Below are 21,263 nucleotides of genomic sequence, written 5' to 3'. Positions count from 1 at the left end.
TTTTCCGCCTACGCCAGCTACTTCTGAATTGCTTGCATTCCCCTGCTGCTCATTGAGAAATCGACACGTCCTATAGACAGCATTCTGTCAAGCTTGGCGATGATAGGTCTATTGAGGCATTGGAAAAGGATTATTGAGGGAGGGACGACGAGGAATAATTAGCACATCCGCAGTGAACCTTAAACTTGTTAACATCTCATTAAACGAACCAAGGAGGTTGGAAAGTGATCAAGTTTATCGTATTTGCCGTGTTATTGCTGGTAACGGGCTGTACAGCCAACAACAATGTGGCCCATAAGCAATCGGTTCCCAAGCAGACACGAATTCTAACTCATACGCATACCGCTGCTCCTGCAACTACCGTAACAAAGGCATCATCAACAGCTACATCAGTGGGGTCCAGTGTAAATCAACCGTCTGTCACCGCCAAGGAAGCGCCAAATGGAATTGCTTCGGATTTATTGGATCTGATTGGGACTCCGGCTGGAAACCCGGCTAATCAGGCACCTGCAGGAAACGCAAGGGAACAGATGCCTACAGGGAATCCAAATGGCGTACCGGCAGGGAATCCGGCCAACCAGATGCCGACAGGCAATCCTGGAACCCAGACTCCGACCGGAAATACAGGTGAGCAGACACCAACAGGGAACCCGGCAGATCAGACGGGCACAGAAAGCCCGGGAAATCAAGTGCCGACCGGACCGGCAGGACAGGCGCCCGAAAGCAAAACGGATTCATCGCAATTCGCACAGCAGGTTCTGGAGCTGGTCAATCAGGAAAGATCCAAAGCAGGATTGGGTTCACTGAGTATGAGCAGCGAATTGTCGAATATGGCCATGGTCAAAGCACAGGATATGTACAATAACCATTACTTTGATCATAATTCTCCTACGCACGGATCCCCATTCGATATGATGAAGGAGTTCGGGATCACGTATAATTCAGCAGGCGAAAATATCGCCAATGGTCAGACCACCCCAACCCAGGTTATGAAGGATTGGATGAACAGTCCGGGGCATAAAGCCAACATACTGAATAAGAGCTATACCCAAATCGGCATTGCCTTTTATAACAATGAATGGGTCCAGGAGTTTACCGGATAATCAGTCTTTACCCTTAATTGGGCTGTGCATGAAGCTGCCTCCAACATTAAACAGCACTCCACGCATGAATGTGGAGTGCTGTTTGATGTTAAGGAGAGAATAGGTCATGAAGCCACAATAACTTGCCCTGGCGGAATTTCCACTGGGTATTCTTCTACTGACAGTATAGAAGGAGAGCCGTTCCTGTGTTCTTGGGTTTAGATCGACATGCCGCCCGAGACCTCGATGCGCTGTGCGTTGATCCAGCTGTTCTCATCGGAAAGAAGCGAGGCGATCATCGGTCCGATGTCATCGGGTTGTCCAACCCGGCCGAGCGCTGTCATCTCCGCGACGCGTTTGTTCAGGTCGGGATTATCGCGGACCATGCCGCCGCTGAAATCGGTCGCGATGGCTCCGGGGGCGACCGTATTGACCGCAATCCCGCGTGCGCCAAGCTCTTTTGCCTGATACTTGGTCAGAATCTCGATTGCGCCCTTCATGGATGCGTAGGCGCCGCTCCCCGGTGTGACGATGCGGGTCAGGCCCGTCGAGATGTTCAAGATACGCCCGCCATCGTTGATGAGCGGAAGGAGCTTTTGCGTCAGGAAGAATACGCCCTTGAAGTGGATGTCATATAGACTGTCCAGCTCTTCCTCGGTCGTTTGGTCGAATGTGTTGTGGTGAGAGGTACCGGCGTTGTTGACGAGGTAGTCGAAGCGCTCCGCACCCAGCTCTGTGAGGGCCTCGCGCAAGCTCTGCACGAACGGATCGAAGGAGCCGACATTGCCGGTGTCGAGCTGCAGGGCGATGGCCTTTTGCCCCGTCTCGCGTACCAGGCCGACGACCTTCCCGGCTTCAGTCTGATTGGAATGGTAGGTGAAGATCGAATCGACGCCACGCTTGGCCAGGCTCAGCACGGTGCTGCGGCCCAGGCCGCGGCTTCCGCCTGTGACGATGGCGATCTTGGCGCTTGAATGGGTTGCTTTCCCGGAAGTTTGCTGTGTCATTACGCATTCCTTCTTTCTGTAAGATGCCAGTTCATTGATATTTGACTAACTGGTTAGATATAATATAGACCTAACTGACCGGTTTGTCAAATCATTATTGTCATGATATATTTGTAGCCAAAATGCAAGAAACAAGGAGGAACAGTCATGCGAAATGCCGAAGCGACCAGAGAACGGATACTGGAGGCGGCTATGGCGGAGTTCTCCGCCTATGGCATTGCAGGGGCGCGGGTCGACCGCATCGCCAAGAACGCCGGGTGCAACAAGAATATGATCTATATCTACTTTGAAAATAAGGAAACGCTCTTCACCACAATCCTTCAGAAGCACCTCGCGCGCGTATACGAGGAGCTAACCTTCACGCCTGACGATCTCGCCGGTTACGCGGCGCGCGTGTTCGATTTCACGATGAAACAGCCCGATTTGATGCGGCTGATGGCATGGTTCAGCCTGGAACAGAAGGCGGATAGCCCTGCCGTACGCGTGGCCGTTCACGACGCCAAAGTTGCGGCATTGCTGAAGGCGCAAAGCGCCGGTCAGGTAGGAACGACTTTTCCCCCGGGCTTTCTGCTGACCGCGATCATGACGCTCGCCACAGCCTGGACGCCGGCGAACCCCTTTGGCCCCTCGCTTGATCCGGATGCCGCGAAGGACCCGGCTGCGCTGCGAAATGCGATCGCCGAGGCGGTCAGGCTAATCGCTCAAGGTAATGAGGGGACGCGCAGCTGATAACCAAGGCGATCCGAGGCTATTCTTGACAAGCAAGCTTGCCATCGAGATGTTCGCCCGGTCAAGCATTCCGCAGTCGGAATCTTCAGCGAAAGCAAAGCGGTGGATAGCGCTGTACCGTCCTGATAACTTATACAGGCCGCAAGGCGTATTTCATCCTAAACCCTATTATTTCTCGAAACCGTTTAAACTAGTCGGCGGCGTTTGCATCAACGTTTTGCAGGCGCACCCAAAGCTCAAGCGGCGAAGCAAGTAGCTGCCCTTAAGTGCTCTCACAAGTTGAAAAGCACCGATCTCCACATAAAAGAACCTCCAATTCCGCTTTTAAACAAGGAAAGAGGTTTTTTTAGTTTGCATGAATGCAAGCGCGAACCGCGCTCCAAGAGATAAAGTGAATCTCTCCAACGCAGGCGCCCCTGAAATTTACACGCATCCGCATAAAAATCAATTGTCATTTCCCACCGTTTTTGTTAATCTGGTATTATGGTACTACCGCAAGTTTATTATTGTCAGCTATTGAACTTCATTTATGAAAATCGGTTTATGTCTCATTTTATTTAAGAAGTTATTCATATTATTGGTACTACCATAATACCAAAAAGGGAGAGCAAACAATTGAGTATTCTGCTAAAAGGAATGACATGGAACCATACCCGCGGCTACCTGCCTATGGTTGCAACCAGCCAGCGCTATTCTGAGCTCCACCCGGAGGTTCAGATCCAATGGGAAAAGAGATCCCTGCAGCAGTTTGCCGATATGCCCCTGCAGCAGCTGGTGGACGCCTATGATCTCTTGGTCATCGATCATCCCTGGGCCGGCTATGCAGCGGAGCAGGGGGTGCTTCTTCCGCTCAATCTATCCCTGTCTGAGTCTTATATGCAGGATCAGGCGGAAGGCACGGTCGGCGCTTCGCATGCCAGCTATCAATTTCATGACCGGCAGACTGCTCTGGCCATTGATGCGGCAGCGCCAGTAGCGTCCTGGCGGCCGGATCTGCTCGCGGCATCGGATATCGGCGTGCCAGAAACCTGGGAGGATGTTCTTGCGCTTGCCGGGACCGGGAAGGTTGCTTTTCCCGCTATCGCCATTGACAGCCTGATGAATTTTTATATGTTCTGCCTGGCACTGGGGGAGACTCCTTTTCTGAATAAGGAAAACATTGTGAGCCGGGAGACCGGAATCTTGGCGCTGGATAAGCTGCGGGAGCTTGCAGCGCTTTGCAGCGGGGAAATCTTTGGGCGAAATCCGATTGCAACATACGAAGCTATGGCAGCGGACGGGAGCGAATTGGCCTATTGCCCGTTTGCTTATGGGTATTCCAATTATTCGCGCCGCGGCTATGCGGCCAATCTGCTGGAGTTCGGGGATCTGGCCGAATACGAGGGGAAGCGGCTGCAGTCGACGCTTGGCGGGACCGGACTTGCCGTGTCCAGCAGCACCAGGCATAAGGAGCATGCGCTGGCTTACGCGGCTTTTGCCGCAGATCCGCTGACGCAGCGTACGCTGTTTACCGAGAGCGGCGGGCAGCCCGGGCACCGCTCGGCATGGCTGGATGAGGACAACAACAAGCGTTGCCTGAATTATTTTGGACAGACACTTCCGGTCCTTGACCGGGCATTCGTGCGTCCGCGTTATAACGGCTATCTGGCGTTTCAGGATCATGCCGGCGACGATGTCCGGGATTACATGATGAATGGCGGCAATGCAGCCGCGATATTGGAGAAGATGAACGGGCTGTACCGGGATTCGCAAAAAAGACAGGGGGAGCACTCATAATGTTTAAACCGCTCGAGGGCTTGCTGGTGCTCGATTTCAGTCAATTTCTATCCGGTCCGTCGGCCGCGCTGCGTTTTGCCGATCTGGGCGCGAGGGTGATCAAGGTGGAACGCCCCGATGGCGGGGATTTATGCAGACGACTGTATATCTCCAATCTGGAGCTGGACGGGGACAGCACGCTGTTTCATTCCATTAACCGCAATAAAGAGAGCGTGTCCGCGAATTTGAAGGATCCGGAAGATCTTAAATTCGTCCGTTCTTTGATTGAGAAGGCGGATGTGATGATTCAGAATTTTCGTCCGGGCGTGATGGAGAAGATTGGCCTTTCCTATGAGACGGTGAAGGAGTGGAACCCGCGTCTGGTTTATGGCGTGGTTACGGGTTACGGCCGGAGCGGCCCTTGGGTGAACAAGCCGGGTCAGGATCTGCTCGTTCAATCGCTGTCGGGATTGGCCTGGCTCAACGGCGATGCCGATCAGCCGCCTGTCCCGTTCGGTCTGGCGGTTGCCGATATGATGGCTGGCGGACATCTTGTCCAAGGGATATTGGCCTGTCTGGTGCGGCGGGGCATAACGGGCCATGGCGGACTGGTGGAGGTCAGCTTGCTGGAATCGACGCTTGATTTTCAATTCGAGGTGCTGACGACGCATTTGAACGATGGGGGCAAAGCCCCTCAGCGCAGCGCGGTGAACAATGCCCATGCATATCTGGGCGCGCCTTATGGCATCTACAAGACAAAAGACGGTTATATTTCGCTTGCCATGGGCTCTATCATCACCATTGGCAGTCTGCTGGATTGCCAGCCGCTGGCGGAATACTCCGATCCTGCGACCTGGTTTACATCAAGAGATGAAATCAAGGCGCATCTGAGGGAGCATCTGCTGAAGGAGAGCACCGCTTATTGGCTGGGAAAGCTGGAGCCGGCCGATTATTGGTGCTCCGATGTGCTCACTTGGGAACGGCTGCTTGAGCATGAAGCCTTCAAGGAGCTTCAGATGACGCAGCAAGTCCGCAGGGACAACGGGGCAGAGCTGGTCACGACACGCTGTCCCATCCGCATCGACGGCCAAATCTACCAATCTGACGTGGGATCTCCCAGAATCGGCCAGCATAATGATAAAATCAAACGGGAATTTGGAGGCGTGGGCATACAATGATAAACTCTGTGTATTATGAGCAGTATGAGCTGGGCGCTGAGCGGCATACCGGCGGACGGACGATAACGGAGACGGATATTATTATGCATGCAGGCCAAACCGGGGATTTCTATCCGCATCATATGGATGCGGAGTGGTGCAAGACCCAGCCCTTCGGGCAGCGCATGGCCCATGGCACTCTGATATTCAGCGTAGCAGTCGGGATGACCGCAGGGGTCATCAATCCCGAGGCTTTCTCGTACGGCTATGAGCGGATGCGCTTTATTAAGCCGGTGTTTATCGGGGATACCATCCGGGTGAAGGTCACCATCAAGGATAAACGGGATCATCCCAAACGGACCGCCGAAGGGATTGTCAGCGAGCTGTGCGAGGTCCTGAACCAGCGGGATGAGGTTGTGCTGGTCTGCGAGCATTTGCTGCTGGTCAAGAAGAACGGGGAAGCGGTGCAGCCTGTTTAAACGATCCAGGAGTTATCCCTGTCCATAACAGCAGATCCAGCAGAGGAAGGAGCGCGCATTCATGAGCAAGCATCCATCGCCGGATGGAATAGAGCTGAATTACAAGCCGAAGCTGCCGCGCAATAAGGACTACGGAATCGGTATCGTCGGTGCCGGGGACATCGTATTGAATGCCCATCTTCCGGCATATCGGCTGGCTGGCTTCCGTGTGGCGGGAATCTATGATATTACGCGCAGCAGGGCGGTAGAAGCTGCGCAGCGGTATGGCATCGGCAAAGTCTACGACAGTCTGGAACAGCTTCTCAAGGACCCAAATATCGATGTCGTGGACATCGCCGTTCCCGCCAAGTATCAATGGGATGTGGTCCGGGCTGCCGCTGCCAGCGGCAAGCATCTGCTCTGTCAGAAGCCGCTCGCGGAATCCTATCAAATCGCGTCGCAAATTGTGGAGCTGTGCGGCATGTCAGGGGTCAAAGCCGCCTCCAACCAGCAAATGCGCTGGTCGCCGGGCATCCGCGCTTGCAGGGATTTGACCGGTCGCGGATTGATCGGAGCTCCGCTGCAGGCGACAATACAGGTGAATGTCCATACGCCATGGGAGATTTGGCCATGGATAGCCGGGATCGAAACGCTGGAGATTATGTATCACAGCATTCATTATCTGGATTCGATCCGCAGCGTAATGGGCATGATTCCGGAATATATTTATGCCGATGGAGCCAGATACCCCGGACAAGGGGTGACAGGCGAGACACGGACGATGATTCATATCAAATTTCCCGGCGACGCCCGCGGGCTTATTCACGATAATCATAATAACGGCATGCCTCAGGATGACTGGTATGCGACGTTCCGGTTCGAAGGGACGGAGGGAATCGTCAAGGGGACGAACGGGGCGCTTTATAATTACCCCAACGGCCAGGGCGATACGATAGGCTATTACAGCAAGCTTCTTGAACCAGGCTGTTTATACGCGCCGAAGCTTGAAGGTCTATGGTTCCCGCATGCTTTCATGGGAACGATGGGGGAATTGCTCTGCGCCATCGAGGAAGAACGCGAGCCGGAGAACAGCGTCAGGGATAATCTGGTCACGATGCAAATGATGTTCGCGGCGTATCGCTCCATGGCGGAGAATCGTCCGGTCTATCTGCAGGAAATAGCCGGTTCCGTCTCATAACGAATAACAATGGCAGTCCAGCGCATGAATGCATGCCGGGCTGCTTTTTTTTTTGCCTGAAATCATAGAATCCATCCGGTATGATGGCCGGTTGGTCTCACATGTTATATTATAATGGAAATGGTTTCTGGCAGGTTCAGACGAAAGGATAGAATAAATATGAAAGCAGTAATTCTATATATCGAAGATGATCGGGAGATTGGCAGCTGGACGAGCCGGCATTTGCAGGAATGCGGCTATGCCGTGAAATGGCTGCAGAGCGGAGATAAAGCGCTGGAGGAGGCACCGGGCTGCGGGCTTGTCATTCTCGATGTCATGCTGCCCGGACTGGACGGCTTCACCGTCGGACAGCGGCTTAAGAAAGCGGAGCCGGGCATTCCCATCCTCATGCTGTCGGCCCGGACCGCGATAGACGATAAGCTGGCTGGCCTTCAGTTCGCCGATGATTATTTGACCAAGCCGTTTCATCCCGATGAATTGGTGGCGCGGATTGAAGTGCTGCTCCGGCGCTCTGGCGCTCATCCTGTGGAACCTGTGGCGATCAAGCATCTGCTAGTCTACGAGAAGGAGAAAAGGATCGAGAACACCGAGACCGGAGAGGAGATTTTGCTGACAGGCAAGCAGTTTCAGATCTTCTCTTACCTGCTGCGCCATCTCGGGCAAATTATGACCAAGGAACAAATCTATGAAGCCGTGTGGGGGGAGCCGTATTTCGATGGGGATAAAACACTCATGGTTCATATTCGTTATTTGCGCGAGCGCATTGAACGCAATCCGGCCGTTCCCGAAGTGATCGAAACGCTGCGCGGTATCGGCTACCGGGTGAGGCTGTGAGGAACAAGCGCAGCGGCGCCGGGTTTCGCCGGTCTCTAATGTCCCGTTATTTGTTGATTGTTCTGCTGGCCTTATTGTTTATTCCAGTGATGTTCGCGCTGGCTTCCCTTGCCCTGGTGATCTCGGCTCCGGTAACCCGCAGCCTCGATACGAATACGTCTCAATACGGAAGCGCAGCCGATCTGGAATCAGCCTGGCATCAAGAGGCAGCGATGCTGGCCAATCAGAGCGCCGATCAAATCAATCAGCGTCTGAAGGAGTTAAAGGGGAAGTATCCGGACGTATCCTTGTTCTGGGTGGACGGCGACGGCGGCACCCGGCTTCAGCTGCCGCAGCAGGCGGGGCTTCCCCTGCATTGGACAGCGTCCTCCGCTATACGGTTCATGAAGGAAAGCGTTAACAGGGATCCGTTTACCGTAATAGCTCTTCTCGGCAAAGACGACAGCGCAAAGGCGTTCATGGTGCTGCAAATACCAAGATCCCTGCTGCGGCATACGGCTCCTTTAGGGTATAGCACAACCTATTTGATCGGATTTATGGTGCTGATGTTCGTCCTGTTTATCCTGCTGTCCTGGCTGTTCTTCAGACAGATCCGCGTGCGTCTGCTCGGCCTGCAATCCGCTATGGCGCTGCCGGCGGACAATAGTCTTCCTCTTCCCATTGTGCAGCATAAGGAGGATGAAATCGGTCAGCTTGAGGGCGCTTTTAACGAAATGGTGGTCCAGCTGAGGGCCAGCCGCCAACGGGAGAGGGAAGAAGAGGAGCTGCGCAAACGTCTGATCTCCAATCTGTCCCATGACCTGAGAACGCCGCTCACGATTATAAGCAGCCAAATCTATTCGCTCCGCAGAGATGTGCCCGGTCAGTCCGCCCAGAAGGCGTTAAGCCAAATTGAAGGCAAAATAGGCGATATGGGCAGTCAGATCGAGAATCTGCTGTCCTACACGCTTATGGCGAGCGGCCGGTATACGCTGCAAACTGAGCGGCAGGATGTGCTGCGGCTTGTTCGGGAAAGCGCGGCTGCCTGGTATCCCCACTGGGAGAAAGAGGGAATTGATGCTGATGTCCGGCTGCCGGAGCAGCCCCTGATCTGGAATGTGGACAAGGAAGCTTTCAGACGGGTATTGGACAATCTGTTCCAAAATGTCGTCAGACATGGGGGCGGCGGAGCCTATATCGGGATTTATACGGAGGAGCATGAAGGGACGCTCGCCCTTGTCATTGCCGACCGGGGTGAGGGAATGGATACGGATTCCCCCGGCAAAGGGGCGGGTATCGGCCTTGCCATTGTCGATTATCTGCTCCGGGAGATGGGGCTTTTCCGCCAGACAGCCGGTTCAGTGGAAGGCACGCGGGTATACATTTATCCCCGCGCTATGGATTCTAATTTTTAAACCAAATTTAAACAAAGGGGATCCTTTGTTTTAAACTTCATGCGCTATCATCGTTTATGAGGTGAAAGACATGAATCAATGGGTGATCCAAACAAATGGACTATGCAAGAAATACCGCGGACGCTACGCGGTGTCGAATCTGAATTTGAAGATTGGCCGAGGGGAAATCTACGGCTTTCTCGGGCCCAACGGGGCAGGCAAAACGACCGCGATCAAAATGATGCTGGGACTAATCAAACCTACGAAGGGCTCGGTCATTCTGTTCGGTCTGGAGCTGCGGAAAGAGCGGCTCCGCATTCTGCGCAAGGTGGGATCGCTCGTTGAGTATCCCTCCTATTACGGGCATCTGAGCGCTGTTCAGAATTTGGAGGCGGTGCGGCGCATATTGGATATTCCGGGACCCAAAATAGCCGAGGTGCTGGAAATTGTCGGTTTGACGAAGGAGTCGGCCCGCCCGGTAAAAGGATTTTCGCTCGGGATGAAGCAGCGCCTGGGAATCGCATGCGCACTGCTTGGCAGCCCGGAGCTGCTCATTCTGGACGAGCCCACGAATGGACTGGACCCTTCCGGAATACTGGAAATCCGCGAATTGATCAAAAGCATGCCGAAGCAGCATGGGATTACCGTCCTGGTCTCCAGCCATATGCTGAGCGAGGTGGAGCAGATGGTCAGTACTGTCGGGATAATCCGGCAGGGTGAGCTGGTTTTCCAGGACACGATCGGGAATTTGCGGCAGCAGGCGAAGGGCGCGATTACGCTGGTGGTGTCGGAGCCTGACAAGGCGCTGGTGGCCATGCATGAGCAGGGCGTGCGCGCCAGACTCACGGATAGCGGAATCGTCATGGAGCAGGCAAGCGACGATATGGTTGCAGTGATGGTCAAATACCTGGTTGAGCGGGAGCATGACGTATACCGCGTGGAGGAAAGAAAGAAATCGCTTGAAGATCTCTTCCTGCAAATTGTGGGGGAGGTTCGAACATTATGATAGCCAAAGCGTTCTCGGCCGACCTGTTGAAAATACGCGGCAAAGGGATCTGGCTGCTCGCTGTTGTAGGACCGGCAGGGCTGATCGCCATGCAGGCGGTTAATTTTGGCCTTCGTTATGATTACCTCACCAAGCAGCATGCGGATGATCTCTGGGGCGGACTGCTGAATAATATTCTGGCCTTTGTGCCGGTTTCTCTGTTCATGGGCATTACGCTCATCTGCTCGCTTACCGCGAATATCGAGCATGGCATGAGCTCGTGGAAGCAGCTGCTGGCCCTGCCGATATCAAGAACTGCGGTATTCGCCGCCAAATTCGCCGTCGTGCTCCTTGTACTCAGCTTGTCCTGCGCGCTGTTGGCAATTGGAACGCTCATTCTCGGGGTTCTGCTGGGGTTCGGTTACGATTTCCCGGTTGGCCCTCTGTTAAAGCTGTGTTTCTTCCCGTTTATCGCCTCATTCCCGGCACTGGCGCTTTTTCTGTGGATGACCTTAACCTTCCGGAATCAGGCTTTGCCGGTTTCCATCGGGTTATTGATGGCGGTGGCTTCATTATTCTCTATGTATTTTACGGAATGGGCGCCCATCAGCTGGCCGCTTCTGGGGTATACGGGACCTCACCGGCTGCTGTTTGTCGGTGCGGGACTGGCGCTTGGATTTGTTCTTCTGCTTGCGGGCAGTCTCCATTTCGAGAGAAAGGATGTGGAGTAAGATGTCATCCTTCCTTAGAGCGCTGGCTGCGGAACGTCTGAAGCTGGTCAAATCCCGTATCTGGCTGCTGCTGCCGCTCAGTCCGCTGATCTCCGCGTTGATTGGAATCATGATCACCTTCAGGGCCGAAGATGCCGGAGCTCCTTATCAGGCACTAATAATGGGGATGACACCTGTCCCCCACGCCATGCTGCTGCTGCCTATCCTTACCGGCATATTCTCCGCAATCGTCTGCCGGTATGAGCATGCAGGGGGCTGGAAGCTGATGCTGTCGCTGCCAATATCGCGATCGGGTCTGTTCTTTGCAAAATTTATTGTAGTAGCACTGATGCTGGCTGTGGTGCAGCTGCTCTTACTGGCTGCCATACTGGCTGCCGCCTTGTATCATGGAATAGAAGCCGGGGTTCCCTGGTCCATACTGCTGCGGTGCGTGATCGGAGGATGGGTGGCCTGTCTGCCTCTTGCCGCCGCCCAGCTGGGGGTATCGATTGCCTGGACCAGCTTCGCTGCCCCTCTTGTCATTAACGTGATGCTCACTCTGCCCAATATCCTGATCGTCAATTCCGCTAGATTTGCCCCTTTCTACCCATGGGCGCAGCCGCTGCTGGCGATGATGCCTTCCGGCTCCGGATCCGGCGGCGTTGGCGGATTCATGATCCCTTATGAAAGTGTGATGATCACGGTTCTGGGCAGCTTTATGATCTTCTTCATGGCAGGCTTGATTTATTTGAACCGCAAGGAAATCTGACCGGTCTTCAAACAGACCCAATAGAGCCGCTTTAGGGCGGCTCTATTGGGTCTGTTTGATGTTTCCTGCCAATAAATATCACCCCGTACTTCTTACTGCAACAAGCTGCAGCTTGTTGTATAATAACGATCAACAATCGGCGGGAGGGTTGATCATGGATGCGGCGTTGGAACGATATGATGTTGAAGACCAAGATGTTCATCACCTTTTCTGTTGTTTTCCTGCTCACAGTGCTTCTGGCATGCACAATTTTGTATTTCAAAAATGTAAGCGATACCAAAAATCAAACCTATGCCTTATCCAGCACGATTACGAAGCAGTTCAGCCGTACGGTAGAGCTGTACATCCACGAGATGGAGGCGATGTCCGTCTCGATCTTCGGCGATCCTCTGGTGCAGCGCAATCTGCTCGATCACTACGAGACGGATAATCCGGTGGAGCAAAACCGCATCGAGCTTTCGCTGTCGAGCAGGCTTTACACCCTGATGCATCCTCAGCCGAAGGTGCAGAGCATTTACTTGTTCACTTTGGACCGGTATGCCTATTATGTATCGCGCTCCAGCGGGCCGAAGCTGACGGACAGCCTGGAGAAAGAAGACTGGTATACCGGGCATGACTACGACTACAAGAAGAAATTTCTGCTTCTGCCCACCGTAGTGGAGGATATCCACGATATCGAGTCGCCGAAGGTCATTTCTTTTGTCCGCAGCATCAACCGCATTCCTTCGCGCAGCAGCATCGCCTTTATGAAAATCAACATCAACATCGATGTATTCCGGGATATGCTGGTCCAGTCGGACAGCAATGAGATGGAGAAGAATATGCGGGTGTTTATTCTAAACGATGAAGGAACGGTCGTATATGATAACAAGAATGAGCTGACAAGCGGCACACTGCAGAATCTGAGCGCTGCGATGCTGCCGGGTGGGAAAGCTTCTTCGGAGCTGACATGGAACGGCAGGAAATATCTGTATACGATCGACAGGTCCGCCTATACGGGCTGGAGAACCGCTGTATTGATCCCCAATGAGTATCTGCTTGCCCAGATCAAGCGCACACAGCTGATTCTGATCCTGGTGGGGCTCGCGGCGGTTATAATTATCGCGCTTGTTTCCTATATTCTGTCTTATCACATTACAATACCGCTCCATAATCTGATGAAGAAGATGATCCGGGTCGAGCAGGGCGACTTCTCGCAGCGGATGGAGGTCAGAAGCAATAACGAAATCGGCCGCCTGAGCCGGATTTATAACGATATGCTGGGCAGCATATCCCGTTTGATCAACGAAGCGTACCAGTCCAGGCTGGCGGAGAAGGATGCCCAATTATCGGCCCTGCAGGCCCAAATTAATCCGCATTTTCTGTACAATACCTTGAACATTATGAAATCCATCAGCCGCATCAAAGGGATTGAGGAAGTGGCGGAAATGTCGGAATCGCTGGCGGAATTGTTCCAGTACAGCATGAAGAATCTGCAGCATCCTGTTGCGCTCAAGGATGAGCTGGAGCATATCCGCTGTTATATGAACATCCAGCAGCACCGATTCTTTGACCGGTTCGAGCTCCACTGCGATATTCCCGACGAGCTGCTGCAGGCATCCATCTTGAAGCTGACAATTCAGCCGCTTATAGAGAATGCGATCATTCACGGTCTTGGCAAAACGAAGTCAGGAGGCGTCATCAGACTCCGGGCGCACCAAAGCAGCGGAATGCTTCAGATCGAAGTGACGGACAACGGCAGGGGGATGGACGAGGAGAAGCAGCAGGAGCTGCGCAGCATGCTGCGCACCCCCATTCTGTCGGGAGAGCTTGATCACGACACACGCGGAATCGGCTTACTGAACATTCAGCAGCGGATTCAATTATTTTATGGCGGGAATTACGGATTAAACATCATGAGCCTTCCAGGCGAAGGGACAACCGTCAAGCTGGAAATTCCATACCTTATACCTGCAGATGGAAAGGGAAGGGACGCGCATGAATATATTTCTCGTCGAGGATGAGCGCTGGGCGCTGGAGGAATTGAAGACCTTATTTCAGAGCTATGAAGAGGAGCACCGTATTTTTGCCTTCGGGAACGGCGAGGACGCTTTGGCTGGAGCAGCCAGGGCGCAGCCGCATCTGGTGCTGACCGATATCAATATGCCCGGGATGGACGGACTGGAACTGATCAGCGAGCTGAGCAAAGCCGATCCCGCGGTCAAAGGGATTATCCTGAGCGTTCATGATGAATTCGAGTATGCCCGGCAGGGGGTGAAGATCGGCGTTGTGGACTATTTGCTCAAGCCCGTCAAGAAGGATGCCTTGTACTTGAGCATCGATAAAGCGATAAGCGGCATCCGGAACGAGCAAGGACAGCGGGAAGAGCGGATGAACTGGTCCATCAGCCGGATGCTGTTCGCATCGTGTCCGGCGGAGGAAGAGATGGCTGCGTCGTTCTATGGGCAGGGATATTTGATGGCGCTGCTTCTGCTGGGAAACTGGGGAGCGCACAGAGGCTGGCAGGATACCGGTATCCGCAATAGCGAGCTGAGGAGCCAGATCGTTTACGGCAGTGTCCGGGAGGAGGATATTCATTGTCTGGATCTGGATTCCCGGCGGAAAATCATCCTCGTTCCGGTTGCCGCCGACTCCGGCAAATGCGGCATGGAATCCAGACTGATCACGCTTTTTCAGCGGATGGATGAGAGTGTTCAGCTCAGCTATGTTTTCAAGAACGGGAATGAGCGGCTCAGCAAATGCTTTACCCTCCTGAACCGGAGGCTGGAAGAAAATATGCGGCTCGGCATGCCGACCTGCATTTCCCCCGATGCCCGGACAATGGACGTGGATATCAGCGGCATCTGGGATAAGGTGCGGATGATGGAAACGCTGTTCAGCCAGGGAGACCTCCGCAGGGGAACGGAAATGATCCACAAAATTACTGCGGAGCTGATGCGGAAAAAAATCACCATGCGGCAGCTGCAAGGTTTTATCCGTGATTTGCTATACTCCCTGCAGTTCAAATGGCGCCTATCGCAGCAAGGCCGGGTCGATCCGCCCAAGATGCAGGATGAGCTGCTGTCGAGTCTGAATGAGCTCACAAGCTACGAGGAGCTGAATGGATGGCTGAGCGCGAAAATTATGAATCTCCATCCAGGCCGGGAAAGCAAGGATATGAAGCCGAAAAGCATGATCCCTCTGCTCATGCAGTGGATACACAGCCATTATCAGCATAATATCTGCCTGCAGCAGTTTGCAGCGGATCATCATGTCAGCCTTGGCTATTTGTCCAAGCTCTTCAAGAATCAGACTGGCTGCACCTTCTCCGACTATCTGATTCATTACCGCATCGGCAAGGCGAAGATCCTGCTCACCGAAGGGATGGAACGGCTCTCGGATGTGAGCGGTCTGGTCGGTTATGAAGATGCGAAGCATTTCAGTCATGTGTTCAAAAAAATCGTGGGCGAATCGCCGCAGGCTTACGCCAAACGAACGAAATAAGGCTGAAAAGCAAAATCACCCTCCCAAAATAGCCAATCTACAGGTAGGCGGAGCATGGCAATCCCTCTAAACTTAATTCATACGGACTGCCATTCATACATGAATGCGCATACAAAAAGGGAGGACCAAAAAAGCATGCGAAAAAGAAGAAGCGTCATGACCATTTTTGCGGCCTGCATCTCGCTTATGATCATCCTGACAACCGGCTGTGGAACAAGCGGCACGACAAACAATGAGAATCCTGGCAACAGCAAGCCTGCCGGTACGAATGCAGCTGATGAAGGCGGCGAAAGCAGCGCGGAAACGCCTGCCGCCAAGAAGGTAACGTTAACGCTGATGGTCGGCAATACCGGAACGACGCTTGATGCGCTCAAGGTCGTGGCGGCAGAGGCTGAGAAGAAACTGAACATTGCCATTGAATTCGATATCAAGCCGGACGGCACGGAGGGCGACAATCTGGTTAAAACCCGTCTGGCTACAGGCGATATGGACGACTTGCTGGTGTACAATTCCGGATCGCTGCTGCAGGCGCTGAGTCCTGAGGAGAACTTTGCCGATCTGAGCGGCGAACCCTTCATGACGGATGTGCTGGATTCCTTCAAAACGACGGTTACGGCAAACGGCAAGGTGTTTGGCGTTCCGGTCGGCACGACGGTTGTCGGCGCCGTTCTGTACAACAAGAAGGTGTATGCCGACCTGGGCCTTGAGATTCCACGCACATGGGATGAATTTATGGCCAACAATGAGAAGATCAAGGCGGCGGGCAAGACAGCGGTGATCGGCACTTACAAGGACACCTGGACCTCCCAGCTGCTCATACTCGGAGATTATTACAACGTCCAGTCGCAAAATGCATCTTTTGCGGACGATTATACGGCCAACAAGGCCAAATATGCGACCACGCCGGCAGCGCTCAGAGGCTTCGAGAAAATCGAGGACGTATACAAGCGCGGATATATGAATAAGGATTTCCTGGCTACCACCTATGATGCGGGGCTCAAAATGCTCGCGGAGGGCGACGGTGTGCATTATCCGATGCTCACCTCGGCGCTTGACTCGATCTTCCAGAACTTCCCTGACAAAATCAGCGATATCGGCGTGTTCCCGGAGCCAAGCGACAGCGCGGACATCAATGGTCTGACGGTGTGGATGCCAAGCGCGCTCTATCTCAACAAGGACAGCAAGAATCTGGAGGCCGCCAAAAAGTGGACAGAGTATTTCCTGTCGCCTGAAGGCCAGTCCGTCCTGTCATCCAAGCTCAAAGCATCCGGACCCTATCTGATTAAAGGCATTGATCTTCCTGAAGACACCTATGCAGGGGTTAAAGAAATGCAGTCTTACTTTGATGAAGGCAAAACGGCGCCGGCGCTGGAATTTCTGTCCCCGGTCAAAGGCCCCAACCTGGAAAGTATTACAGTCGCAGTAGGCAGCGGGATCAACACCGCGGCTCAGGGCGCCAAGGATTATGACAAGGATGTCGAGAAGCAGGCGCAGCAGCTGGCGCTCCCCGGCTGGTGATGAAGCCATAGGCTAAAACGTATTCATACCCTGCAACTTCTGCTGCAGGGTATGTCTGTTCAATCGGAGCGCGCCGCGAGGGAGGGCCTCCCGGCGGCTTCTACTGTCCAAGAGAAAGGATGAGCGCATGATGAATACCGCCTCCAAGCGGATGTATTCGTACCTTTTTTTTCTGCTGCCTGCAGGTGTGATTTATTTTACCTTCTATTTGCTGCCGACGCTCCTGTCCTTCTTCTTCAGCACGACGAGATGGACGCTCACGAAATGGGAATTTATCGGCATGGACAACTATGTCACCTTCTTCTCCGAAACGGCACTCAGCATCGGGTTTCGCAACACGCTGATCTTTGCGGTGGTCACCTGTGGATTGAAGGTGCTGCTGGGGCTGTTGCTGGGCGCTTTCCTGACTTCAAGAATTATCGCCAAAAATTATTTGCGCTCCGTTGTTTTCTTCCCCACGCTGCTCAGCACCATCGCCGTCGGGATTACCTTCTCCACGATGATGCATCCGTCACAGGGGATTATTAATGTGGCGCTGGGCGCGCTTGGCATCACAGGTCCCGACTGGCTCGGCAACACGCATATCGCTCTATTGTCGGTTGCCCTGGTTGATGTATGGAAGGGAGTGGGAATCGCGACCGTCATCTTCATCGCCGGGATAACGGCCATTCCCCAGGTCTACTATGAAGCGCTCAAAATCGACGGCGGCAGCAATCTTGCGGCCTTCCGCCATATTACGCTGCCCCTGTCCCGTCCGGCGATGAACTCCGTCATTATTCTGGCTTTTATCGGGGGTCTGCGGACCTTCGATCTGATCTGGGCGATGACCAAGGGCGGGCCGGGCTTCACCACCGACCTGATCGCCTCCATTATCTACAAGCAGTATCAGGCCGGCTTCTACGGCCTTGCTACGGCGGGGAATGTCATCTTGTTCATCGGGGTATCGGTGCTTGCTTTCCCGCTATACAAGTTTCTGACCAAAAGCGAGGTAGACCTATGAGCGAGCGTGCCAAACGGATTTCCGTCGGCTTTATTGCAGTTGCGGTGACCACGATTATATTCTGGGTGCCCTTTTACTTCGTCATTATCAATTCCTTCAAAAACCAGCAGGATGCGGCGCTGATGTCGATGACCTGGCCGAAATCCTTCGAAATATTCAGCAACTACAAAGCCGTTCTGACGGCTGCGGACAATATGCTGCTGCGCGCCTTCTATAACAGTACGCTGCTCACGGTACTGTCGATCGTTATTCTCGTCTTTGTCAGCGCCATGGCCGGCTTTGTGCTTCAGCGCAGGGAAGGGGGCAGGGGATCGTCCCTGCTGAACTTTATCGTGCTGGCCGGGCTGATGATCCCGCCTGCTATCGTTCCGACGATCTGGGTGCTGGATTCGATCGGCCTGTTCAAAACATTGGCCGGCATTACGCTGGTCGAGGTCGCGCTGCATTTTCCGTTCTCGGCGATTCTCTACAAGGCCTTCGTGGCCACGCTGCCCAAAGAAATCGACGAGAGCGCATTTATCGACGGCTGCGGCGGCATACGCCTGTTTTTCCATATTATTTTCCCGCTATTGAAGCCGGTTACCTCAACGGTTGTGGTCCTGACCTCCATTAACGTGTTCAATGATTTCGTCAATCCCCTGTATTTCTTCCCGGGGGCAGACAATGCGACGGTGCAACTGACGCTTTACAACTTTACCAGCCGGTTCACGTCCTCCTGGAATTTGTTGTTTGCCGATATCGTGCTGATTTCCATTCCGCCGCTCGTTCTGTTTATTTTCTTCAATAAGAAAATAGTCGCGGGCATGACGGCCGGCGCTGTAAAAGGGTAAAATCTGCAAGCGCTTACCCTTTTACGCCGCAAATGGTCTCGATCGCATTAGTTATTGTCCCGATACGCCAAGATTTTTGGAGTGCGGTTGATTATGATGAGTACAAGAAACCGTTCTCATATCCATGTTGAACCTAAGGAGGCGATGCAGAATCAAGCCGATTGGTGTAGGGATTCTCGGATTTGCCCATGGGCATGTCCATGCGTACTGCGAGGAATGGAAGAAGCCGGAATACGGGATAAGCGTATTGGCGGGCTGGGATCACGATCCTGCGAGACTGGAAACGGCAAGAAGCGCATTCGGGATAGAAGTCTATGCGAATGCGGATGAATTATTGAAGCGTGACGATATCCAGGCGGTGGTGATCGGCTCGGAAACCTCGAAGCACGCCGGGCTTGCAGAGCTTGCAGCATCGAGCGGCAAAGCAATAGTGCTTCAAAAGCCGATGGCGCTGACGATGGATGAAGCCAAGCGTATCGCGGATGCGGTTCAGACATGCAAGGTTCCGTTCACATTGGCCTGGCAGATGCGGGTCGATCCGCAGAATATGCAGATGAAGGAGTGGCTCCAGAGCGGCGAGCTTGGACGTGTGTTCATGGTCCGCCGCCGTCACGGCCTGCCCATGGGGCTGAGTCCGGATTTTGCCGACAGCTGGCATGTCGATCCCGCTCTTAACCGCGACATCTGGGCGGATGATTCCTCGCACCCGATCGATTTTATTCACTGGCTGCTGGGTGTACCGGAGACCGTCACCGCCGAACTGGAGTCCTTCTATAATCCGCGTATACCGAATGACAACGGGATTGCTATTTTCCGCTATCCCGGCGGCCCGATAGCCGAGGTGAGCTGCTCCTTCACCTGCACGGCGGCGGAGAATACGACGGAGATCATTTGCGAGAAAGGCAGCATTATCCAAAATTACGGCGATGTGCCGAGCTGCAACGTAGCCCGCACCGCAGGCGCGGCAGGCTTGAAACGATACAGCGCCGGGAGCGGCGGCTGGATTGAAAGCGATATACCTTCTCCAGACAATCATAGTCACCGCATCCGCGGACTGGCAAAGCCGCTGGCTGAATTTCTCCGGGGCGAGCGGGCTCCGCTGGCGACTCCCGAGGATGGAATGACGTCGCTGCGAATGGTTCTGGCTACTTATGTGTCGTCGCGGGAAGGACGCCGTGTCGCATTAAGCGATAACGCCATCCAGAATGCGTAGATCTCAAAAAAACCAAATAGGAGGCAACTGAAAAATGGCCGTTAAAATTGGCATTGTAGGGATGAACGGAATTGGCAACAACCATGCGAATTGTTATAGAGAGGATGAGCTTGCGGATCTGGTAGCAGTCTGTGATGTGGTGAAGGAGCGCGCCGATGCCGCAGCCGAGAAACATGGCGTAAAGGCTTATTACAGCCTGAAGGATATGGTGGAGAATGAGCCGGATATCGAAGTGATCGATATTACGACAGGCGGCATCGACAACGGCAGCTGGCATTTTGAGCCGGCTATGGAAGCCATCGGCTACGGCAAGCACGTTCTGGTTGAGAAGCCGCTGTGCCACGATATCCGCGAAGGCCGGGAACTGGTCGCTTTTGCCGAGAAGCAGAAGGTGTATCTGGGCTGCAATCTGAATCACTATTTCACCCCGCCGGCTGAAAAAGCCAAGGCATACATGGAGAGCGGCGATATCGGCGAATTGGTGTACTGCATGGCCAAGATGGGCTTCAACGGGGGAGATCTGAATTATGGACTTGCGGGATCGCCGAAGATCAAGGGCCATCCATATTTTCATATGAAAGCGTTTCTGACTCATCCGCTCAGCGTTATGCGTCATTTCTGCGGCGATATTACGCATATTCAAACCTTCTCAGACCGTCCTGGCTTCCGCCGCAGCGCGGGAGACGTTATGGTATCGATCAACAGCATTCATATGAAATTCGCCAATGGCGGCGTAGGCTATCTGCTCAGTCAGAGAGGAGACGCGGTATACGGACTTGGCGGCTGGTGGAGCCTGGAGGTTGCCGGTTCGAAAGGCACCTTCTGCATCGAGAATTGCGTGGAGAAAATCTCCTACTGGAAAGCGGAGAAGGGCATTCCGGCGATAAGCGTTCAGCCTGAGGCCATCGTGACGGATTATGGCACCAATGATTTCAACCGCACATTCAACAACCGGCTTCACGCGTTCCTTGAAGATGTGTCCAACCGTGTGTCGTTCGACCAGCTTCGCGCCAATGGAAGAGACGCGCTTGCCGTTCTGGAATATACCTTTGCCGTCATTGAATCCTATGAGAGCGGCGGAGAGGTTGTTCGTCCGCATCCGCTGCCGCCGCTGCACGGAGATCCGATGTTCATGAAATAGCATCATCCATCCATATATTAC

The 21,263-nt window shown here is 53.6% G+C and carries 19 protein-coding genes; 18 read left to right on the top strand and 1 reads right to left on the bottom strand.

Features of this window, described 5'->3' with window-relative positions; all coding sequences use genetic code 11:
* Positions 1–224 precede the first annotated feature (224 nt).
* Positions 225–1,103, top strand: coding sequence for a CAP domain-containing protein (locus tag AC0YOA_RS26140; RefSeq protein ID WP_475789118.1), 879 nt, complete (start codon positions 225–227; stop codon positions 1,101–1,103).
* A 197-nt stretch (positions 1,104–1,300) separates the two neighbouring features.
* On the opposite strand, the gene AC0YOA_RS26135 is transcribed toward AC0YOA_RS26140, so the two are convergent.
* Entirely contained in the window at positions 1,301–2,089 is a 789-nt protein-coding gene (locus AC0YOA_RS26135; protein ID WP_475789117.1) for an SDR family NAD(P)-dependent oxidoreductase, read from the bottom strand.
* Positions 2,090–2,236: 147 nt separating this feature from the next.
* On the opposite strand from AC0YOA_RS26135, the gene AC0YOA_RS26130 reads away from it, so the two are divergent.
* The 17 genes from AC0YOA_RS26130 (at position 2,237) to AC0YOA_RS26050 (ending at position 21,242) form a co-directional block, all read left to right on the top strand.
* A complete protein-coding gene (locus AC0YOA_RS26130) occupies positions 2,237–2,818 on the top strand; it encodes a TetR family transcriptional regulator (protein ID WP_475789116.1) in 582 nt (193 codons plus the stop codon).
* Between the two features lie 615 nt (positions 2,819–3,433).
* A complete protein-coding gene (locus tag AC0YOA_RS26125) occupies positions 3,434–4,594 on the top strand; it encodes an extracellular solute-binding protein (protein WP_475789115.1) in 1,161 nt (386 codons plus the stop codon).
* On the top strand, positions 4,594–5,751 hold the full coding sequence (locus AC0YOA_RS26120; RefSeq protein ID WP_475789114.1) for a CaiB/BaiF CoA transferase family protein: 1,158 nt from the start codon (positions 4,594–4,596) through the stop codon (positions 5,749–5,751). The genes AC0YOA_RS26125 and AC0YOA_RS26120 overlap by 1 nt, the downstream gene beginning before the upstream one ends.
* The gene (locus tag AC0YOA_RS26115; RefSeq protein ID WP_475789113.1) at positions 5,748–6,209 is read left to right on the top strand and encodes a MaoC family dehydratase; all 462 of its coding nucleotides are present in this window, start codon (positions 5,748–5,750) and stop codon (positions 6,207–6,209) included. Before AC0YOA_RS26120 ends, AC0YOA_RS26115 begins: the two co-directional genes overlap by 4 nt.
* Positions 6,210–6,270: 61 nt before the next feature.
* Positions 6,271–7,386, top strand: coding sequence for a Gfo/Idh/MocA family protein (locus AC0YOA_RS26110; RefSeq protein ID WP_475789112.1), 1,116 nt, complete (start codon positions 6,271–6,273; stop codon positions 7,384–7,386).
* 159 nt (positions 7,387–7,545) lie between these two features.
* The gene (locus tag AC0YOA_RS26105; protein WP_475789111.1) at positions 7,546–8,220 is read left to right on the top strand and encodes a response regulator transcription factor; all 675 of its coding nucleotides are present in this window, start codon (positions 7,546–7,548) and stop codon (positions 8,218–8,220) included.
* Positions 8,217–9,614 carry a sensor histidine kinase gene (locus tag AC0YOA_RS26100; RefSeq protein WP_475789110.1) on the top strand — a complete coding sequence of 466 codons (1,398 nt, stop codon included), beginning with the start codon at positions 8,217–8,219 and terminating at the stop codon, positions 9,612–9,614. Before AC0YOA_RS26105 ends, AC0YOA_RS26100 begins: the two co-directional genes overlap by 4 nt.
* A gap of 70 nt (positions 9,615–9,684) precedes the next feature.
* Positions 9,685–10,599 (top strand): ABC transporter ATP-binding protein, encoded by a 915-nt coding sequence (locus tag AC0YOA_RS26095; protein WP_475789109.1) that lies wholly within the window; start codon positions 9,685–9,687, stop codon positions 10,597–10,599.
* Positions 10,596–11,309, top strand: a complete 714-nt coding sequence (locus AC0YOA_RS26090) for an ABC transporter permease (RefSeq protein ID WP_475789108.1) — start codon at positions 10,596–10,598, stop codon at positions 11,307–11,309. The genes AC0YOA_RS26095 and AC0YOA_RS26090 overlap by 4 nt, the downstream gene beginning before the upstream one ends.
* A 1-nt stretch (position 11,310) precedes the next feature.
* Positions 11,311–12,057 carry an ABC transporter permease gene (locus tag AC0YOA_RS26085; RefSeq protein WP_475789107.1) on the top strand — a complete coding sequence of 249 codons (747 nt, stop codon included), beginning with the start codon at positions 11,311–11,313 and terminating at the stop codon, positions 12,055–12,057.
* Positions 12,058–12,215: 158 nt separating this feature from the next.
* On the top strand, positions 12,216–14,060 hold the full coding sequence (locus AC0YOA_RS26080) for a sensor histidine kinase (protein WP_475789106.1): 1,845 nt from the start codon (positions 12,216–12,218) through the stop codon (positions 14,058–14,060).
* Positions 14,035–15,540 carry a response regulator transcription factor gene (locus AC0YOA_RS26075; protein ID WP_475789105.1) on the top strand — a complete coding sequence of 502 codons (1,506 nt, stop codon included), beginning with the start codon at positions 14,035–14,037 and terminating at the stop codon, positions 15,538–15,540. The genes AC0YOA_RS26080 and AC0YOA_RS26075 overlap by 26 nt, the downstream gene beginning before the upstream one ends.
* Positions 15,541–15,675: 135 nt before the next feature.
* A complete protein-coding gene (locus tag AC0YOA_RS26070; protein WP_475789104.1) occupies positions 15,676–17,058 on the top strand; it encodes an ABC transporter substrate-binding protein in 1,383 nt (460 codons plus the stop codon).
* A gap of 130 nt (positions 17,059–17,188) precedes the next feature.
* Complete coding sequence (locus tag AC0YOA_RS26065; RefSeq protein WP_210040007.1) at positions 17,189–18,058, top strand: carbohydrate ABC transporter permease; 870 nt, start codon at positions 17,189–17,191, stop codon at positions 18,056–18,058.
* Complete coding sequence (locus tag AC0YOA_RS26060; RefSeq protein WP_475789103.1) at positions 18,055–18,888, top strand: carbohydrate ABC transporter permease; 834 nt, start codon at positions 18,055–18,057, stop codon at positions 18,886–18,888. Before AC0YOA_RS26065 ends, AC0YOA_RS26060 begins: the two co-directional genes overlap by 4 nt.
* A gap of 124 nt (positions 18,889–19,012) precedes the next feature.
* The gene (locus AC0YOA_RS26055) at positions 19,013–20,101 is read left to right on the top strand and encodes a Gfo/Idh/MocA family protein (RefSeq protein WP_475789102.1); all 1,089 of its coding nucleotides are present in this window, start codon (positions 19,013–19,015) and stop codon (positions 20,099–20,101) included.
* Between the two features lie 34 nt (positions 20,102–20,135).
* Positions 20,136–21,242, top strand: coding sequence for a Gfo/Idh/MocA family protein (locus tag AC0YOA_RS26050; protein ID WP_210039847.1), 1,107 nt, complete (start codon positions 20,136–20,138; stop codon positions 21,240–21,242).
* Positions 21,243–21,263: the final 21 nt, after the last annotated feature.

This window comes from Paenibacillus sp. JT22N12 (genome assembly GCF_056269365.1).
This window is presented reverse-complemented; position numbering and strand designations above follow the sequence as displayed.

Excerpts from the sequence above, each read along its gene's own strand:
- AC0YOA_RS26080 (WP_475789106.1), top strand. The coding sequence starts at position 12,216 with ATGCGGCGTTGGAACGATATGATGTTGAAGACCAAGATGTTCATCACC.
- AC0YOA_RS26055 (WP_475789102.1), top strand. The coding sequence starts at position 19,013 with ATGTTGAACCTAAGGAGGCGATGCAGAATCAAGCCGATTGGTGTAGGG.
- AC0YOA_RS26135 (WP_475789117.1), bottom strand. The coding sequence starts at position 2,089 with ATGACACAGCAAACTTCCGGGAAAGCAACCCATTCAAGCGCCAAGATC.
- AC0YOA_RS26050 (WP_210039847.1), top strand. The coding sequence starts at position 20,136 with ATGGCCGTTAAAATTGGCATTGTAGGGATGAACGGAATTGGCAACAAC.
- AC0YOA_RS26070 (WP_475789104.1), top strand. The coding sequence starts at position 15,676 with ATGCGAAAAAGAAGAAGCGTCATGACCATTTTTGCGGCCTGCATCTCG.
- AC0YOA_RS26065 (WP_210040007.1), top strand. The coding sequence starts at position 17,189 with ATGAATACCGCCTCCAAGCGGATGTATTCGTACCTTTTTTTTCTGCTG.
- AC0YOA_RS26085 (WP_475789107.1), top strand. The coding sequence starts at position 11,311 with ATGTCATCCTTCCTTAGAGCGCTGGCTGCGGAACGTCTGAAGCTGGTC.
- AC0YOA_RS26095 (WP_475789109.1), top strand. The coding sequence starts at position 9,685 with ATGAATCAATGGGTGATCCAAACAAATGGACTATGCAAGAAATACCGC.
- AC0YOA_RS26090 (WP_475789108.1), top strand. The coding sequence starts at position 10,596 with ATGATAGCCAAAGCGTTCTCGGCCGACCTGTTGAAAATACGCGGCAAA.
- AC0YOA_RS26105 (WP_475789111.1), top strand. The coding sequence starts at position 7,546 with ATGAAAGCAGTAATTCTATATATCGAAGATGATCGGGAGATTGGCAGC.
- AC0YOA_RS26075 (WP_475789105.1), top strand. The coding sequence starts at position 14,035 with ATGAATATATTTCTCGTCGAGGATGAGCGCTGGGCGCTGGAGGAATTG.
- AC0YOA_RS26115 (WP_475789113.1), top strand. The coding sequence starts at position 5,748 with ATGATAAACTCTGTGTATTATGAGCAGTATGAGCTGGGCGCTGAGCGG.
- AC0YOA_RS26060 (WP_475789103.1), top strand. The coding sequence starts at position 18,055 with ATGAGCGAGCGTGCCAAACGGATTTCCGTCGGCTTTATTGCAGTTGCG.
- AC0YOA_RS26110 (WP_475789112.1), top strand. The coding sequence starts at position 6,271 with ATGAGCAAGCATCCATCGCCGGATGGAATAGAGCTGAATTACAAGCCG.
- AC0YOA_RS26120 (WP_475789114.1), top strand. The coding sequence starts at position 4,594 with ATGTTTAAACCGCTCGAGGGCTTGCTGGTGCTCGATTTCAGTCAATTT.
- AC0YOA_RS26130 (WP_475789116.1), top strand. The coding sequence starts at position 2,237 with ATGCGAAATGCCGAAGCGACCAGAGAACGGATACTGGAGGCGGCTATG.